Raw genomic sequence first — 15,846 nt, forward strand, 5'->3', positions numbered from 1 at the left:
CGTTATCGTACCCTGAGATCACTTTTCACCAGCGCAATAAACAGATCGCGGGTGCGATCCTGGTGCGCGCTATTCCAGATGATACCGACATCCCAGCCGGAGTAGGGGCCGTACAGCGGGATCATCCCGATTCCCGATGGCGCAATATACACCGCGGCTTCCGGCACAATAGCGCTGCCGATGCCCGCTGCAACCATGGCAATCAGCGTCTGAATATCATTTGCCTGCTGGACTATCTGCGGCTCGATTCGATTAAACCGCATAAATCTGGCGATTTGCCGGTTAAGCCCCGGGCCTCTGTCGGCAGACAGCTGCAATAGCGGTAGCTCGGCGAACGCCTGATAATCGGTTGAAGCATTCAGCTGGGCATTAATTAACGCTTTCTCCTTTTGCGGTACCGCCAGCACCAGTGATTCCGCCTTCAATGCTATACCGGTTAACGGCGGCTCAACCGGCAGGCGCATAAAAGCCAGCTGTAAGCGACCGGCAAGCAGCGCGTCAATTTGCACTGCCGATGGCATATCTTCGAGGCTGATATTAATTTCAGGCCAGCTGCGGCGAAAATCTGCCACCAGCTCTGGCGCCACCTTGATACCTGATAATCCAAAACCTATCGCCAGGTTGCCGGTTTTTCCCCGGGCAACATTCAGCGCCAGCTGGCGGAATTCACTGATTCCAGAGACCGCTTCATGGGCTTTATCAATCAGTTGCATACCTGCATGGGTAAGCTGCGCACCATGGCGTCCGCGAATAAACAGATGCACGCCGAGTTCATTTTCCAGTGACTGAATTTTCTTGGTTAAGGCCGGCTGTGTCATAAATAGTTTCTGCGCCGCTTCACGATAATTTTTAGTTTCAGCCAACATCACGAATGCCTGTAACAGTCGAGTATCCATTCCGTTTCATTATCAATCGCAGATTTATTTTGATTATATTTTCATCTTTTTTTGCCTTCTAATATCAGCAAATCATGACACCGTGACTCTGATCACATTCGGTCAGTTTATGGTTCAGGGGGATGCAATGGAAAAGCAACACTTTATCTTTTTTATCAAAGGAAAAATCGTTGTTCCTCAGTCGCTTGATGAGGCTGGTGCTGGCGAGGTAATTCGATCGGTATTACTACAGCAGTTTAATATATCCCGTTTACATATTATCGCAGAAAATAATAAAGAGGCTTTGGATAAATTCGCGTTAATCAGCGCAACGGCGGCAGATGACCCTTTAAAAGAGGTGGTGATATGTTAATTCTCGGTATTACTAACAATGATACCGCCGGAGCCTGTCTGGTTGAAGGAGATAAAATCGTTGCGGCGGCGCATGAAGAGCGGTTTACCCGTATCAAAGGCCATAAGATCTGGCCACAGCAGTCGATAGATTATGTATTAAGCGCAACAGGTAAGAGTTTATCGGATGTCGATATTGTCGCCTATGGTTGGAACGCCGGGTTTAACGAGGGCTACTGTCTTAACCTCTATGTCGAAAGAATTATTTATGAGTGTATTAATAATTTCGACAATGTATTTATTTTAAAGAAGAGAATTGCCGATGAAATGATTAATGACGCCGGGAAAAGAGCCGAATTCGATCTTTTTATCGCGGAAAATAATTTATCGGGCAAAGTGATGTACATCGATCATCACGATACTCACGCCTGGGGGGCCTGGCTCTGTTCGCCGTTTGATCAGGCTCTGGTAGTGACCTGTGACGGCCGGGGCGACTTTATTTCACTGACGGTACGCTATATCGATAACGGCAGTGAGGTGGTGCTGCAACGCGAAACCACGCTTGACAGCCTTGGCTATTTTTATGGCCGCATCACGCATTTACTCGGCTTTAAGGCTAATCGTCATGAAGGTAAAATCACCGGGCTGGCGGCGCATGGCGATCCGCTTAAGGCACTGCCGCTGATGCGCAAAATGATCGATGTGCGCGACAGTCGGCTGATTGCCAATTGTGGCGACTATTATTTGCCGTCTTACCATGGTTACTCTGAAAAGCTGGTCGATGAAATCAATAGCTTTTCTCCACAGGATATTGCTGCGGCGGCGCAAAAACATATTCAGGATATTATTGCGGCAATTTTGATGCCTTATGTGAAAAATTATAAGGTTAAAAATATCTGTCTGGCAGGTGGGCTATTTGGCAATGTTCGCCTTAACCAATGTGTGCGGGAACTGGCCGGTATCGAAAACGTTTACGTGCTGCCCTGCATGGGAGATGAGGGATTACCGCTGGCCGCGGCGGTGACGGCGTTATGGCGTAAAACAGGAAATCGCTGCCCGCTTAACAGCATGGCGCTTGGTCCTGAATACAGTAACCGGCAGATTGAGGAGATTCTGTCGCAGCACCGCGATTTGAGGGTTGAGCAGCCCGGCGATCTGGTTAAAGAGATCTTAACCTTGCTGCGTTCAGACACCATTCTGGCGTTCTTTCGTGGTCGCATGGAGTTTGGCGCTCGGGCGCTGTGCCAGCGCAGTATCATCTGTCATGCAAACAACAAGGATGTGAACATATGGCTGAATGAAAAACTCAAGCGCACCGAGTTTATGCCTTTTGCTCCGGTAACGGCGGAAAATCTGGCAGAGTTCTGCTTTTGTCACTGGTCTGACAGGGATAAATCAGCGGAATTTATGACGATTACCTATAACTGCAAGCCAGTAATGACCGCACGCTGTCCGGCAACCGTACATATCGACAATACCGCCCGACCGCAGATTATTCGCGAGGAGAGCGATCCCTTGATGTATTCATTAATCAATAAATGGTATCAGTTATCCGGCCAGCCTTGCCTGATCAATACCTCATTTAATCGCCATGAAGAACCAATAATCAACACTCCGCAGCAGGCATTATCCGTATTACGTGAAGGTGCCGTTGATGCAGTCATTTTTAATGATAAATTTCTCGTTACAAGGAATAAGTGATGAAAGAGAATGAACCTAAATGGATAAATACCATTTTGTTCGATCTTGATGGAGTTATTATTGACTCTAACGAAGCCATCGTTAATGCCTGGAAAACCACCGCCAGAGAGTATGGCTGTGATATTTCACCAGAACAGATCGAAAAGTATATTATCGGCGCATCGCATAAATATACCCTGGAGAATATCTTTCCACATTTCACTGCCGAAACACGCGCGCTGATTCACAGAAAGGTCGATCAGCGGGAAGCTGAAGCTGAGTGCGTGCTGATTGATGGTCTGAAGTCGCTGCTGTTTCAGCTAAAAAGCTGTCCGTTAAATATCGGCATCGTTACCAGCAGCTGGCCGGAAAAAATCAATAATGTGCTCGATCAGCATAATTTGCATATTTTCAGCTGCATTATCTCCCGGCACGACGTGGTGCGCGGCAAGCCTGATCCACTGCCCTATACCACCGCTATCGAGCGATTTAACACCCGGCCAGAACAGACTTTGGTGTTTGAGGATTCAGATAACGGCATTATTTCTGCGCTGACGGCCGGGGCGAACTGTATTGCGATTAACAATACCAATAATCGCGATATTTTATCGGTGCGTGACTTTAATTCGCTGGCCGTCGATGATCAACAGCTGAGTTATCAGTTTCTTGGTAGCACACTGGGGCTGCGCTGCGACAGCCAGAATTAACCACGTCAGGCTGGCATTTTTAGCGCCAGCCAACGTTAACTCAGCGCTAAAATAAAACAGACAGTGCGGTTGTGCCGTGTTATGGTGGTGTCTCTATAAGTAATAATGAAGGTTTATATCTTAAATTTAAAATTCCAATGCCCGTCCTGTTACGGTCATCAATATCGCTCTTCCCTGTATGATGTCTCCCCAAAGAATCCCCATGGTGCAGTCTGTATTTTTTGCAAATCCCGTATGACGGTGAGTTATCTTGCTGTATCAACGGTCATTGCTGATTTTCGCAGCAGTCTGTAACACCGCTTCTTCTGATATATGAGCTCAGCTCATAGCATCAAGCAGATAATGCAGATAGTTTTTTCCGGCTGTAGTTCTTAAGGTTATCGAGCGTGATGGATTGCCATCGCCATACTCTAACCTGATGTCGGAGAAGCACATGCAACAACGTAAACTGGGTAGCCACGGTCCTGAAGTTTCAGCGCTTGGGCTTGGCTGCATGGGACTAAGTTTCGGTTACGGGCCGGCCACCGATAAGCAGCAGGCGATTGCGTTAATCCGCGCTGCGGTTGAACGTGGCGTCACTTTTTTTGACACCGCAGAAGTCTACGGCCCCTTTACTAATGAAACCTTATTGGGCGAAGCGCTGGCTCCATTTCGCGATCGGGTGGTCATCGCCAGTAAATTTGGCTTTGATTTGCCGCAACCCGACAACCAGCAAATTCTTAACAGCCGCCCGGAACATATTCGCAAAGCCGTGGAAGGCTCGTTGAAACGCCTGAATGTTGAAGCTATTGATCTGCTTTATCAGCATCGTGTCGATCCGGATGTGCCGATTGAAGAGGTTGCCGGTACGGTTAAGCAGCTGATTGCTGAAGGCAAGGTTAAGCACTTTGGTTTGTCCGAAGCCGGTGCGCAAACCATTCGTCGCGCCCATGCGGTACAACCGGTGGCGGCACTGCAAAGTGAATATTCGCTGTGGTGGCGTGAACCCGAGCAGGAAATTATCCCAACGCTGGAAGAACTTGGCATTGGTTTCGTGCCGTTTAGTCCGCTGGGAAAAGGTTTTCTGACCGGAGCGATTAATGAAAATACCGCCTTCGCCAGTTCAGACTTCCGCAATAAAGTGCCACGCTTCAGTACCGATGCGCGTAAAGCCAACCAGGTTCTGGTTGATGAACTGGCTAATATTGCCCGGCAGAAAGAGGCGACTCCGGCGCAGATTGCGCTGGCCTGGTTGCTGGCGCAGAAGCCGTGGATCGTTCCTATTCCCGGCACCACTAAACTCCACCGGCTGGAAGAGAATACCGCAGCGGCACAACTGACGCTGTCAGCGCAGGAACTGAGCCTGATTAACCGTGCGCTGGCGGATATTGAAGTGCAGGGTGCGCGCTATCCGAAAGAGATAGCGGACAGAGTCGGGCGTTAAGTTATCTGCCAGCCCTGAATACGGACGGCGAAAACGTCGTCCGTATCGCAACACTGGCGGATTTATTCCGGCGAATAGCGTAGCGCGTCAATCAGCAGCGCAAAAGCCGCGGTATGCTGTTTCCGGCTGGGATAATAGAGGTAATAGCCGGGGAAAGCGGGGCACCAGTCATCCAGTACCGTTTCCAGTTTCCCGTCGGCCACGGCCTGGATTATGGTGTCTTCCGGCACAATCGCCAGACCAATGCCGGCTATCGCGGCATCAATACGCGGTTGCAGATTATTGAACGTCAGCTGCCCTTCAACCCGCACGCGCAGTTCGCGCTGATCTTTTTCAAACTCCCAGGCATACAGCCCACCCATAGTGGGTAAGCGCATATTAATACAGTTATGCTGCTGTAAATCCTGCGGCGTTACCGGGCGACCACAGCGTGAAAAATACGCTGGCGAACCGACAACGGCCATCCGCATTTCCGGGCCGATACTCACGGCAATCATATCCTTAGCCACTTGCTCACCCAGCCGGACACCCGCATCAAAACGACCGCTGACAATATCCGTCAGCGTATTATCACTGACGATTTCGACTTTAATATCGGGATAATCTTTGAGGAACTGCTCGAGTGCTGGCCAGAGTGCGCAGCGCAGCGCGTGTTCGCCGGCGCTGATACGAATATTTCCGGCCGGTTTCTCGCGCATTTCGCTCAGCGCCATCAGCTCACTTTCAATTTCGGCAAAACGCGGCCCAAGGGCGTTAATCAGCTTTTCTCCCGCTTCCGTCGGCGCAACGCTGCGGGTAGTACGGGTTAACAGTCGTAAATCGAGGCGCTCCTCCAGACCACGAATCGCATGACTTAATGCTGATTGTGATACCCCCAGCTTTGCCGCCGCTTTGGTAAAGCTCCTCTCTCTGGCAATCACAATCAGTGAAAGTAAGTCATTAAAATTATCTTTTAGCATGGGCAAATCCGTGGTCGGCGAGTGGATTGAAAAAATTGATGCCTGACGGTAGGCAATCCCTGTTGCGATATCCCGCCCGTTAATGAAGATACATCATTATAACGGACTTGAGGTGATTCACTAATGAGTCTGGTTCATAACGCCGACAGGTTAGTGTTTAACGGCTTTATTGAAAATAAGAATTATTATCAAAAATAATTGTGTTTATTTATTTATCCTGATGACTGTCACCGACAGTAATTATATTACCGCTTTAATTGCGCAAACTTTCGCCATATTTGTCTTAATTATAAATCTACTCGGATTTGTGCCAGGAAGAGCGGAGATAATCACCAAAATAGCCAGTCATCTCCTGTGATTAAAATTAATAAGAACATAATTCAGGCATAAAAATTACAATTAGTAATATATGTATCCATGTTATTATTTAATTGTTTTAAATCCCGCCAATTTTTTAACTTTGCTATTACTTTTAAGCATGTGAGAGTCGTAATGCTATGCTGCTTCAAAAAGAGACTACCCGCCGTAAGTTTTTAATCGGCTCGCTGATGGCACTGCCGGTCAGCGACATGATATTTAAAGGTCTGACTGCTGCCGAGGCGGCAGAAATGGCCGCTCCGGAACTGCTGGACTATAAACCAATCTTCTTTACCACCGAGCAGTGGCAGTTTGTGATGGCTGCCTGTGACCGTTTAATTCCGGCCGGTGGTAAAGGCAACGCGCCTGGCGCACTGGAAACCAACGTGCCGATCTTTATCGATCAGCAGCTGCATGGCGATCTGGGTGATGAGATCTATATGCAGGGGCCTTTCGAGCCGCATGCGCCTGCCACCATGGGCTATCAGATTCCCTATCGTCCGCAGCAAATCTTCAAAATCGGTATTGAGCTGACTAACCGCTGGTGCCAGCAGCAATACCAACAGCCTTTCCGTCTGTTGTCCGATCGGGACAAAGAGACGGTACTGACGCAGTTACAAAACAATCAGATCGACTTTGCCAGCATGGGAGAGGACGCCCTGAAACCGGCTCAATTCTTTAGCGAACTGCTTTCTGAAACCAAACACGGCTATCTCTCCGATCCGATGTACGGTGGCAACAAAGGCATGAAAGCATGGATTGCCATTGGCTTTCCTGGTGCACGCGCCAGCTACCTGGAGTGGGTTAAACAGCACAACGTGCCTTATCCATTAGGTCCGGTGAGTATTGAGGGCGCACGCGCCTGAACCTTTTGAGTTTTTTTTAAGTTTTTTGCAGATTGACAGGGTTAACAATGGCACAGCTGAATAAAGAAGAAGTCGACGTCGTCGTCGTCGGCCTGGGATGGGCTGGCTCGCTGATGAGTATCGAGCTGGCAATGGCCGGATTAAAAGTCCGCGCGCTGGAGCGCGGTCCGGACCGCAATTACGATGCGTTTGCTTATCCGAAACCGGCCGACGAATACGCTTACGCCGTACGTAACAAAGTGATGGCGACCCCGGCAGAAGCGGCGGTAACCGTGCGACACAATATGCGTCAGACTGCACTACCGACGCGCAAATGGGGCGCATTCTGTCCGGGTAACGGAGTGGGCGGTTCAGGCCTGCACTGGACGGCAGTGTTAATTCGCCCAACGCCGACCGACCTGAAACTGAAAACCTATGCCGATCAGGCGTATAAGCCAGGTATTCTCGCCGAAGAGATGGAAATTGGCGATTTCCCGTTTAGCTGGGATGAGATCGAACCTTACTACGAAAAGTTTGAAATGATCTGTGGTCAGTCGGGGCAAACCGGCAATCTGCGCGGAAAAATTCTGGAAGGCGGCGATCCTTTTGAAGGCCCGCGAGCGAATCCTTATCCGTTGCCGCCGCTCGATGATACCCTTAACAACACGATGTTTGTTAAAGCGGCGAAAAAGCTCGGCTATCATCCGTTCCCGAATCCGTCCGCTTGCGTTTCCCGCCCGTGGACCAACCCGTACGGTAATCAGATCGCGCCTTGTAACTATTGCGGCTATTGCAGTAAATACCCGTGCCTGAACTACTCGAAAGCATCGCCGCAAACTGCGGTTATGGATGCATTAAAACGTATGGACAACTTCTCTTATGAAGTGCATGCCAACGTGATGAAAGTGGTACTGCACGAGGATAAGAAAACCGCCAAAGGCGTGCTTTACATTGATGAGCAGGGTAACGAGTGCTTCCAGCCCGCGAAAATCGTGGTGCTGAGCGGCTTCCAGTTCGTTAACGTGCGTCTGATGCTGTTATCCGGCATTGGTCAGCCGTATAACCCGATCACCAATGAAGGGGTGGTTGGGCGTAACTATGCCTTCCTCAGCAACGGCGGTGCCACGCTGTTCTTCAAAGATAAAAACTTTAATCCTTTCGCCACTGCCGGTGCGACCGGACAGATGTTTAATGACATTTCGCCAGGCAACTTTGATGGTCCGTCATTGGGCTTTATTGGCGGGGCGAAGATCCACAGTTCTCAGGCAACCGGCACGCCAATCAGCACCGCGTTACCTAAAGGAACGCCAGGCTGGGGTAGCGGCTGGAAAGAGGGGCTGGAAGAGTGGTATGGCCATTCGATGAAAATCAGCATTACCACCACCTGTATGTCTTATCGCGATATCTATCTTGACCTCGATCCGAACTATAAAGACGAGTACGGCTATCCGCTGCTGCGCATGACTTTCGACTGGAAAGAGAACGAGCTGAAACTGCAACAGCATCTGCGTGGCATTGTCGGCGATATCACTAAAGAGCTGAACCCTGACAGCTACAGCGAAAGCTTCCTCGGCATGGATGCGCATTTTGATCTGACTAAATACGTCTCTACTCACAATGTCGGTGGTGCAGTGATGGGCGATTCGCCGAAGACCTCGGCGTTAAATCGTTACCTACAAAGCTGGGATGTGCATAACGTGTTTGTGCCGGGCGGCAACGCGTTCCCACAGAACTTCCAGGCAAACCCGACTGATACCATCGGTGCCATCACCCTGATGGCGGCGCAGGCAATCAAAGATCAGTACCTGAAAAATCCGGGCCCTCTGGTGCAGGCATAAGTGAGATGAAAATGATCAAAGCTAAAGGTTTTTTTATCGCAAATGCGCTGGTGGTGGCACTGGGTTGGGCAGCCAGCGCGCAGGCGGATAATGCTGAGCTGATTAAGCGAGGCGAGTATATTTCCCGGCTGGGTGATTGCAGTGCTTGTCACTCGATTCCGGGTAAAGCTGAGTTTTCCGGGGGGTTGGCGATTGAGTCGAATCTGGGCACCATTTATTCGACCAATATCACCCCCGATAAGCAGCATGGTATTGGTCATTACAGCGAGCAGCAATTTGCGGATGCGGTGCGTAAGGGCGTGCTGCCGGATGGCACCCGTTTGTATCCGGCGATGCCGTATCCTGATTATGTGAAAATCAGTGATGAGGATATGCATGCGCTTTACGTCTATTTCATGCAGGGAGTAAAGGCCAGCGCGGAACAGCCGCCGAAGACCGATCTCAGCTTTCCGTTTAGCCAGCGCTGGGGAATGCGTTTCTGGAACTGGGCATTCACCAGTGATACGCCTTTCCAGCCGATTGGCGGCGCTTCTGCGCAGATCAATCGTGGTGCCTACCTGGTGGAAAGTCTCGGGCACTGCGGCAGTTGCCATACCCCACGTGGTCTGGGTATGAATGAGAAAGCCCTCGACAGCAGCGAGCCGCAGTTCCTTGCCGGTGGCAATCTCAACGGCTGGGATGTGCCGACCCTGCGCGGCTTGCCGCGCTGGAGCGAGCAGGAAATTGTCGATTATCTGGCAACCGGACGTAACGACAAAGCGGCAGTGGGCGGGGAAATGACCTCGGTAGTCGAGCACAGCACCTCGTATATGACTGATGAAGACTTGCGCTCGATTGCGGCTTACCTGAAGTTCCTCGGTGGTAATCCACCGCTGGTGAAAGGTGATGAGCAAGCGGCACAGGCAACCGAAGCCAAACTGACGGCAGCGAAAAATCTGACCCTCGGCGAGCGCCTTTATCTTGATAACTGCGGTGCCTGCCACTTTGTTACCGGCAAAGGTTCACCAGCAATCTTCCCGCAGCTGGATCAGGCAACCATCGTCAATACGCAGGATCCGGGTGGGTTGATTCATACCATTCTCGCGGGCGCTCAGCAGCCGTCTACTGCCCGTGCACCTTCAACACTGGCGATGCCAGGTTTTGCTCAACGTCTGAATGACGATGAAGTCGCGCAGCTTGCGACCTTTATTCGTCAGGGCTGGAGCAATAACGCCGCGGCAGTCAGCGCAGACCAGGTAAAAAAGGTAAGAGAAAACCTAAAGCATTAATAATCAGTGATTAACCGGGGCGGTTGAAACTTCGCCCAGGTCACAACTCTGCTGTCGCGGCGGTGTTCTTGCCGCCGCGACAAATTACCTGCGGTTAACCCCTCGCCAAACTGACTTCACCGCTTCGCTAAGGGCTGACGACCGGCCACGCCTCTTTCCTGAGTCACTCTTTCCCAACATAGATTAACCCGCAGCTGAATTGATGAATTTTTTTTATGATCGAGAATCGGCCGATCGACAGACTGATTTTTCTCAATTTTTTCATCAATCTGCGAGCAAAATCACTCTTCAAAACTGGCTAAATTTCATTCATATGTCACATTCCAATGTTACATGTGTAAAATATTGTTTTATATGTGTTAATCTTCTGACTTCCTTATCGGACAGAATTATCAACAATATAAATACCGTTAAATATTCATTTAATATTTTGCAGTTATGATTTTTGCGTAGTGCATCACAGTCTGTTTAATCGATTTACGGCTGACTATTAGCACAAATTGCTAAAACATCAAATGTTAAAGGCTTAAGGAAATTTAACAATGTCTGAGTTCCTGCCCTTTTCCCGTCCCGCGTTGGGTGAAAGCGAATTAGCTGCCGTCCGTGAGGTTTTTACCTCCGGCTGGATTACTACTGGCCCCAAAAATCAGCAGCTGGAGCAGGCATTTTGTCAGTTGACCGGTAATCAACACGCTATCGCGCTGAGTTCTGCAACGGCGGGGATGCACGTCACGCTGATGGCTTTAGGGATTAAGGCCGGGGATGAGGTGATTACGCCTTCTCTGACCTGGGTTTCCACGCTGAATATGATCGTGTTACTGGGCGCTGAGCCGGTAATGATTGATGTCGATCGCGAAACCCTGATGGTGACGCCCGAGCTGATTGAAGCCGCCATTACCCCGCGCACCCGGGCAATTGTACCGGTGCACTATGCCGGAGCGCCGGCGGATATTGATGCGATTCGCGCCATTGGTGAACGCCATGGTATTCCGGTGATTGAGGATGCTGCGCACGCGGTGGGCACTTACTACAAGGGCGCGCATATTGGTGCATCCGGCACCGCCATTTTCTCTTTCCATGCAATTAAAAATATCACCTGCGCTGAGGGCGGGCTGGTCGTCACCGATGATGAACAGTTGGCGAACCGCATCCGCAGCCTTAAGTTTCATGGTCTGGGCGTGGACGCTTATGACCGCCAGACGCTGGGCCGTGCGCCGCAGGCCGAGGTTATCAGCCCCGGATTCAAATACAATCTGGCGGATATCAATGCGGCGATTGCGCTGGTGCAGCTGGAAAAACTTCCTCAGCTCAATGCGCGGCGCGCTGAGATTGCCGGGCGTTATCTACAGGCGCTGGCGGGCGGCCCCTTAACGCCGCTGGCACTGCCTGAATGGCAACATCATCACGCCTGGCACCTGTTTATTATTCGGGTTGATGAGCAGAAAGCCGGTATCAGCCGCGATGAATTAATGCAGCAGTTAAAAAACCGCGGCATTGGCAGCGGGCTGCATTTCCGCGCGGCGCATACGCAAAAATATTATCGCGAACGCTTTCCTCAGCTCTCATTACCGGATACCGAGTGGAACTCTGCACGTATTTGTTCCATTCCATTGTTCCCGGGCATGACTGATGAAGACACTACGCGCGTAATCCTCGCGCTAAACGAGATTGCCGGAAAATAACGACATGAATGAACAACCAATTAATAAAGTCTCGGTAGTGATCCCAGTCTTTAACGAGCAGGCGTGCCTGCCGGAATTGATCCGGCGCACCACTGCTGCCTGCGCCTTGCTGCCCATGGATTATGAAATTTTGCTGGTGGATGACGGCAGCAGTGATGATTCGGCGGAGATGATGGCGGCAGCGGCTGAACAGCCGGACAGCCATATTGTCGCGGTATTACTCAACCGTAACTATGGCCAGCATTCGGCGATTATGGCCGGTTTCAGCCACGTCAGCGGTGATTTAATTATTACGCTGGATGCCGATCTGCAAAACCCGCCGGAAGAGATTCCGCGTTTAGTCAGCGTGGCGGCAGAGGGTTATGACGTAGTCGGTACCGTGCGGCAAAACCGCCAGGACAGCTGGTTCCGTAAACGCGCGTCGCGCATGATCAATCATCTGATTCAGCGCACCACCGGTAAAGCGATGGGCGACTACGGATGCATGCTGCGCGCTTACCGCCGTCATATTATTGAGGCAATGCTGCATTGCCACGAGCGCAGCACCTTTATTCCGATTCTGGCGAACACCTTTGCCCGTCGGGCGATTGAAATTCCGGTTAAACATGCCGAGCGTGAGTTTGGCGACTCAAAATACAGCTTTATGAAGCTGATTAATTTGATGTACGACCTGATCACCTGCCTGACCACTACGCCACTGCGAATGCTGAGCGTATTTGGCAGCGCGATTGCATTATTTGGCTTTGCCATTTCGTTGCTGCTGATCGTACTGCGGCTGTTTTTTGGACCGCAGTGGGCGGCAGAAGGCGTATTTATGCTGTTCGCCATTCTGTTTATTTTTATTGGCGCGCAGTTCGTCGGCATGGGCTTACTCGGTGAATATATTGGACGTATCTATAACGACGTCCGTGCCCGCCCGCGTTATTTCATCCAGCGCGTAGTTAAACACTCACCATCTTCTTCTGCACAGGACAATCAATAATGAAAGCCGTCGTCTTTGCTTATCACGATATGGGGTGCGTTGGTATCAATGCGCTGGTCAACGCGGGTTATGACATTACCGCTATCTATACGCATGCTGATGCGGTGGGTGAGAATCAGTTTTTTGCCTCGGTAGCGCGCACCGCTGCTGAGCAGGGTATTCCGGTATTTGCACCAGAAGATATTAATCATCCGCTGTGGGTAGACCGGATTAAAAGCAGCGAGCCTGAGGTTATCTTCTCTTTTTACTATCGCAATATGCTGTGTGACGAGATTATTAACTGTGCGAAGCAGGGGGCTTTTAATCTTCACGGCTCCTTGCTGCCTGACTACCGCGGACGTGCACCGCTTAACTGGGCGCTGGTCAACGGCGAAACAGAAACTGGCGTCACGCTGCATCGCATGGTTGCGCGTGCTGATGCCGGGGCGATTGTTGCCCAACAGCGGGTAGCAATCAGCGCGGAAGATAATGCCCGCACCCTGCATGGCAAACTTAATCAGACCGCCGCCGACCTGTTAAGCGATATTCTGCCGCGGATTTTAACCGGTGATTTCACTGAACAGCCGCAGGACAACAGTAAAGCACGCTATTTTGGCCGCAGAACGCCGGAAGATGGCCGTGTTCAATGGGATCAACCCGCAGCGGTGATCCACAATCTGGTGCGTGCGGTGACCGATCCCTGGCCTGGGGCATTCAGCTATGTCGGAGCCAGTAAATTTACCCTCTGGAAAACTCGCGTACACAGCGAGATGCCAGCGGCAAAACCCGGTACTGTGCTGTCGACGCAGCCACTGATTATCGCCTGTGGCAGTGAAGCACTGGAAGTGCTGACCGGCCAGAGCGAAAACGGCGTGTATATGCAGGGGTCGCAGCTGGCCCAGACGCTGGGCCTGGTTCCCGGCGCATTATTAAACAACCTGCCGCACGCCGCAGTTAAACGCCGCACCCGGGTATTAATTCTTGGTGTGAATGGCTTTATTGGTAATCACCTGACCGAACGTTTGTTGCAGGATGATAACTTCGAAATTTTTGGCCTCGATATCAGCTCGGATGCCATCAGCCGTTTTATGACTAACCCGCGTTTCCATTTTGTCGAAGGGGATATCAGTATTCACTCCGAGTGGATTGAATATCACATTAAAAAATGTGATGTCATTCTGCCGCTGGTGGCAATTGCCACACCGATTGAATATACCCGTAATCCGCTGCGAGTATTCGAACTGGATTTCGAAGAGAACCTGAAAATTATCCGCGACTGTGTGAAATATAAAAAACGGATAATCTTCCCGTCAACCTCGGAAGTGTATGGCATGTGTAGCGACCCGGTGTTTGATGAGGATCACTCGAATCTGATCGTCGGGCCAATCAATAAACAGCGCTGGATCTATTCGGTATCGAAACAGTTGCTGGATCGCGTGCTGTGGGCTTACGGCGAGAAAGAGGGACTGCGCTTCACCCTGTTCCGACCTTTCAACTGGATGGGGCCACGACTGGATAACCTGAATGCGGCGCGTATCGGCAGCTCAAGGGCGATTACCCAGCTGATTCTGAACCTGGTGGAAGGCTCGCCGATTAAACTGATCGATGGCGGCCAGCAGAAACGCTGCTTTACCGACATTGCTGACGGCGTTGAGGCTCTGTTCCGCATTATTGAAAATAAAAACAATAATTGCGACGGCCAGATTATCAATATTGGTAATCCGGAAAATGAAGCCAGTATCAAACAGCTGGCAGAGCAGCTGCTGGCGAGTTTTGAGCGTCATCCGCTGCGCGATCAGTTCCCGCCGTTTGCTGGCTTCCGCGAAGTGGAAAGCAGCAGTTATTACGGTAAGGGCTATCAGGATGTTGAGCACCGCAAGCCCAGCATTCGCAACGCGCGTCGCCTGCTGAACTGGACGCCAGAAGTTGGAATGGAAAAAACCATTGATGACACGCTGGATTTCTTCCTGAAAACCGTTGATCCGGTGGAAGGGAGTTAATGAAAAAAGTCGGTTTGCGGATTGATGTTGATACCTGGCGCGGAACGCGCGACGGCGTTCCTGCCTTACTGGAAATGCTTAGCGCGCACCACACCACAGCAACATTTTTCTTTAGTGTCGGGCCGGACAACATGGGGCGCCATCTTTGGCGCCTGCTGAAACCGAAATTCTTCTGGAAGATGCTGCGCTCCAATGCCGCCTCGCTGTACGGCTGGGATATTTTGCTGGCGGGCACCGCGTGGCCGGGGCGTAATATTGGTCAGGGGTTGCCGGAGGTGATTCGCGCGGCCGCTGAGCAGCATGAAGTTGGCCTGCACGCCTGGGACCACTTCGCCTGGCAAACCTGGGCCGGAGTCTGGTCAGAGCAACAACTCAGCCAGCAGATAGACCGTGGGTATCAGGCATTATGTGAGATTACCGGTGACGCCGTCAGCTGTTCAGCGGTCGCTGGCTGGCGTGCCGATCAGCGGGTAATCGAAGCCAAAGAGGCTTTTGCTTTTCACTATAACAGCGACTGCCGCGGCAGCGCGCCTTTCCGACCACGGCTGGCGGATGGATCGCTGGGCACGGTACAGATCCCGGTGACGCTGCCAACCTGGGATGAAGTGATTGGTAGTGAAGTGACGGCCGAAAACTATAACGCCTTTATTATTGATAAAATTAACCAGCATCGCGGAACGCCGGTGTATACCATCCATGCTGAAGTTGAAGGGATTGCGATGCGTCAGTTGTTTGCCGAGCTTTTAACCATGGCGGAGCAGCAGGGGATTCAATTTTGTCCACTCAGCGAGTTACTTCCTGCGGATACCTCTACGTTGCCGACCGGCAAAGTGGTGCGCGGGTCGCTGCATGGCAGGGAAGGATGGCTGGGATGCGAGCAATTATCAGAGTGAAGACAAG

The 15,846-nt window shown here is 51.0% G+C and carries 14 protein-coding genes; 12 read left to right on the forward strand and 2 right to left on the reverse strand.

The annotated features are described in order from the left end of the window. Positions 1-2: 2 nt before the first annotated feature. The gene (locus RIN69_RS06530; protein WP_313856343.1) at positions 3-896 is read right to left on the reverse strand and encodes a LysR family transcriptional regulator; all 894 of its coding nucleotides are present in this window, start codon (positions 894-896) and stop codon (positions 3-5) included. Between the two features lie 127 nt (positions 897-1,023). Between RIN69_RS06530 and RIN69_RS06535 the strand changes: the two genes are divergently transcribed. The 5 genes from RIN69_RS06535 (at position 1,024) to RIN69_RS06555 (ending at position 5,036) form a co-directional block, all read left to right on the forward strand. Continuing rightward, positions 1,024-1,248, forward strand: a complete 225-nt coding sequence (locus tag RIN69_RS06535; RefSeq protein ID WP_313856345.1) for a hypothetical protein — start codon at positions 1,024-1,026, stop codon at positions 1,246-1,248. Continuing rightward, entirely contained in the window at positions 1,242-2,927 is a 1,686-nt protein-coding gene (locus RIN69_RS06540; protein WP_313856348.1) for a carbamoyltransferase C-terminal domain-containing protein, read from the forward strand. The genes RIN69_RS06535 and RIN69_RS06540 overlap by 7 nt, the downstream gene beginning before the upstream one ends. Further along, positions 2,927-3,613 (forward strand): HAD family hydrolase, encoded by a 687-nt coding sequence (locus tag RIN69_RS06545; RefSeq protein ID WP_313856349.1) that lies wholly within the window; start codon positions 2,927-2,929, stop codon positions 3,611-3,613. Before RIN69_RS06540 ends, RIN69_RS06545 begins: the two co-directional genes overlap by 1 nt. A 105-nt stretch (positions 3,614-3,718) precedes the next feature. Next, on the forward strand, positions 3,719-3,907 hold the full coding sequence (ymcF, locus tag RIN69_RS23010; RefSeq protein WP_313856350.1) for a cold shock small protein YmcF: 189 nt from the start codon (positions 3,719-3,721) through the stop codon (positions 3,905-3,907). Between the two features lie 139 nt (positions 3,908-4,046). Next, positions 4,047-5,036 carry an aldo/keto reductase gene (locus tag RIN69_RS06555; RefSeq protein ID WP_313856351.1) on the forward strand — a complete coding sequence of 330 codons (990 nt, stop codon included), beginning with the start codon at positions 4,047-4,049 and terminating at the stop codon, positions 5,034-5,036. Between the two features lie 62 nt (positions 5,037-5,098). Here the strand turns inward: RIN69_RS06555 and RIN69_RS06560 are convergent, their stop codons facing one another. Next, positions 5,099-5,995: a LysR family transcriptional regulator gene (locus RIN69_RS06560; protein WP_313856352.1), complete on the reverse strand. Its 897-nt coding sequence runs from the start codon at positions 5,993-5,995 to the stop codon at positions 5,099-5,101. 497 nt (positions 5,996-6,492) lie between these two features. Between RIN69_RS06560 and RIN69_RS06565 the strand changes: the two genes are divergently transcribed. The 7 genes from RIN69_RS06565 (at position 6,493) to arnD (ending at position 15,839) form a co-directional block, all read left to right on the forward strand. Next, a complete protein-coding gene (locus RIN69_RS06565) occupies positions 6,493-7,218 on the forward strand; it encodes a gluconate 2-dehydrogenase subunit 3 family protein (protein WP_313856353.1) in 726 nt (241 codons plus the stop codon). Positions 7,219-7,265: 47 nt separating this feature from the next. Then, positions 7,266-9,035 carry a GMC family oxidoreductase gene (locus RIN69_RS06570; protein ID WP_313856355.1) on the forward strand — a complete coding sequence of 590 codons (1,770 nt, stop codon included), beginning with the start codon at positions 7,266-7,268 and terminating at the stop codon, positions 9,033-9,035. A gap of 5 nt (positions 9,036-9,040) precedes the next feature. After that, entirely contained in the window at positions 9,041-10,303 is a 1,263-nt protein-coding gene (locus RIN69_RS06575; RefSeq protein WP_313856357.1) for a c-type cytochrome, read from the forward strand. A 542-nt stretch (positions 10,304-10,845) separates the two neighbouring features. Continuing rightward, positions 10,846-11,985 (forward strand): UDP-4-amino-4-deoxy-L-arabinose aminotransferase, encoded by a 1,140-nt coding sequence (arnB, locus tag RIN69_RS06580; protein ID WP_313856358.1) that lies wholly within the window; start codon positions 10,846-10,848, stop codon positions 11,983-11,985. Between the two features lie 4 nt (positions 11,986-11,989). Next, positions 11,990-12,967: an undecaprenyl-phosphate 4-deoxy-4-formamido-L-arabinose transferase gene (arnC, locus tag RIN69_RS06585; protein ID WP_313856359.1), complete on the forward strand. Its 978-nt coding sequence runs from the start codon at positions 11,990-11,992 to the stop codon at positions 12,965-12,967. Further along, positions 12,967-14,946 carry a bifunctional UDP-4-amino-4-deoxy-L-arabinose formyltransferase/UDP-glucuronic acid oxidase ArnA gene (gene arnA, locus RIN69_RS06590; RefSeq protein ID WP_313856360.1) on the forward strand — a complete coding sequence of 660 codons (1,980 nt, stop codon included), beginning with the start codon at positions 12,967-12,969 and terminating at the stop codon, positions 14,944-14,946. The genes arnC and arnA overlap by 1 nt, the downstream gene beginning before the upstream one ends. After that, a complete protein-coding gene (gene arnD / locus RIN69_RS06595) occupies positions 14,946-15,839 on the forward strand; it encodes a 4-deoxy-4-formamido-L-arabinose-phosphoundecaprenol deformylase (RefSeq protein WP_313856361.1) in 894 nt (297 codons plus the stop codon). Before arnA ends, arnD begins: the two co-directional genes overlap by 1 nt. Positions 15,840-15,846 lie beyond the last annotated feature (7 nt).

Source organism: Winslowiella toletana (assembly GCF_032164335.1).
Lineage (GTDB): Bacteria > Pseudomonadota > Gammaproteobacteria > Enterobacterales > Enterobacteriaceae > Erwinia > Erwinia toletana_A.

What these genes read in the sequence shown, in the direction of transcription:
- RIN69_RS06545 (WP_313856349.1), top strand. Translation starts at nt 2,927, where the DNA reads ATGAAAGAGAATGAACCTAAATGGATAAATACCATTTTGTTCGATCTT.
- RIN69_RS06570 (WP_313856355.1), top strand. Translation starts at nt 7,266, where the DNA reads ATGGCACAGCTGAATAAAGAAGAAGTCGACGTCGTCGTCGTCGGCCTG.
- RIN69_RS06575 (WP_313856357.1), top strand. Translation starts at nt 9,041, where the DNA reads ATGAAAATGATCAAAGCTAAAGGTTTTTTTATCGCAAATGCGCTGGTG.
- arnD (WP_313856361.1), top strand. Translation starts at nt 14,946, where the DNA reads ATGAAAAAAGTCGGTTTGCGGATTGATGTTGATACCTGGCGCGGAACG.
- arnC (WP_313856359.1), top strand. Translation starts at nt 11,990, where the DNA reads ATGAATGAACAACCAATTAATAAAGTCTCGGTAGTGATCCCAGTCTTT.
- RIN69_RS06555 (WP_313856351.1), top strand. Translation starts at nt 4,047, where the DNA reads ATGCAACAACGTAAACTGGGTAGCCACGGTCCTGAAGTTTCAGCGCTT.
- RIN69_RS06535 (WP_313856345.1), top strand. Translation starts at nt 1,024, where the DNA reads ATGGAAAAGCAACACTTTATCTTTTTTATCAAAGGAAAAATCGTTGTT.
- RIN69_RS06560 (WP_313856352.1), bottom strand. Translation starts at nt 5,995, where the DNA reads ATGCTAAAAGATAATTTTAATGACTTACTTTCACTGATTGTGATTGCC.
- ymcF (WP_313856350.1), top strand. Translation starts at nt 3,719, where the DNA reads ATGAAGGTTTATATCTTAAATTTAAAATTCCAATGCCCGTCCTGTTAC.
- RIN69_RS06530 (WP_313856343.1), bottom strand. Translation starts at nt 896, where the DNA reads ATGGATACTCGACTGTTACAGGCATTCGTGATGTTGGCTGAAACTAAA.
- RIN69_RS06565 (WP_313856353.1), top strand. Translation starts at nt 6,493, where the DNA reads ATGCTGCTTCAAAAAGAGACTACCCGCCGTAAGTTTTTAATCGGCTCG.
- RIN69_RS06540 (WP_313856348.1), top strand. Translation starts at nt 1,242, where the DNA reads ATGTTAATTCTCGGTATTACTAACAATGATACCGCCGGAGCCTGTCTG.
- arnB (WP_313856358.1), top strand. Translation starts at nt 10,846, where the DNA reads ATGTCTGAGTTCCTGCCCTTTTCCCGTCCCGCGTTGGGTGAAAGCGAA.
- arnA (WP_313856360.1), top strand. Translation starts at nt 12,967, where the DNA reads ATGAAAGCCGTCGTCTTTGCTTATCACGATATGGGGTGCGTTGGTATC.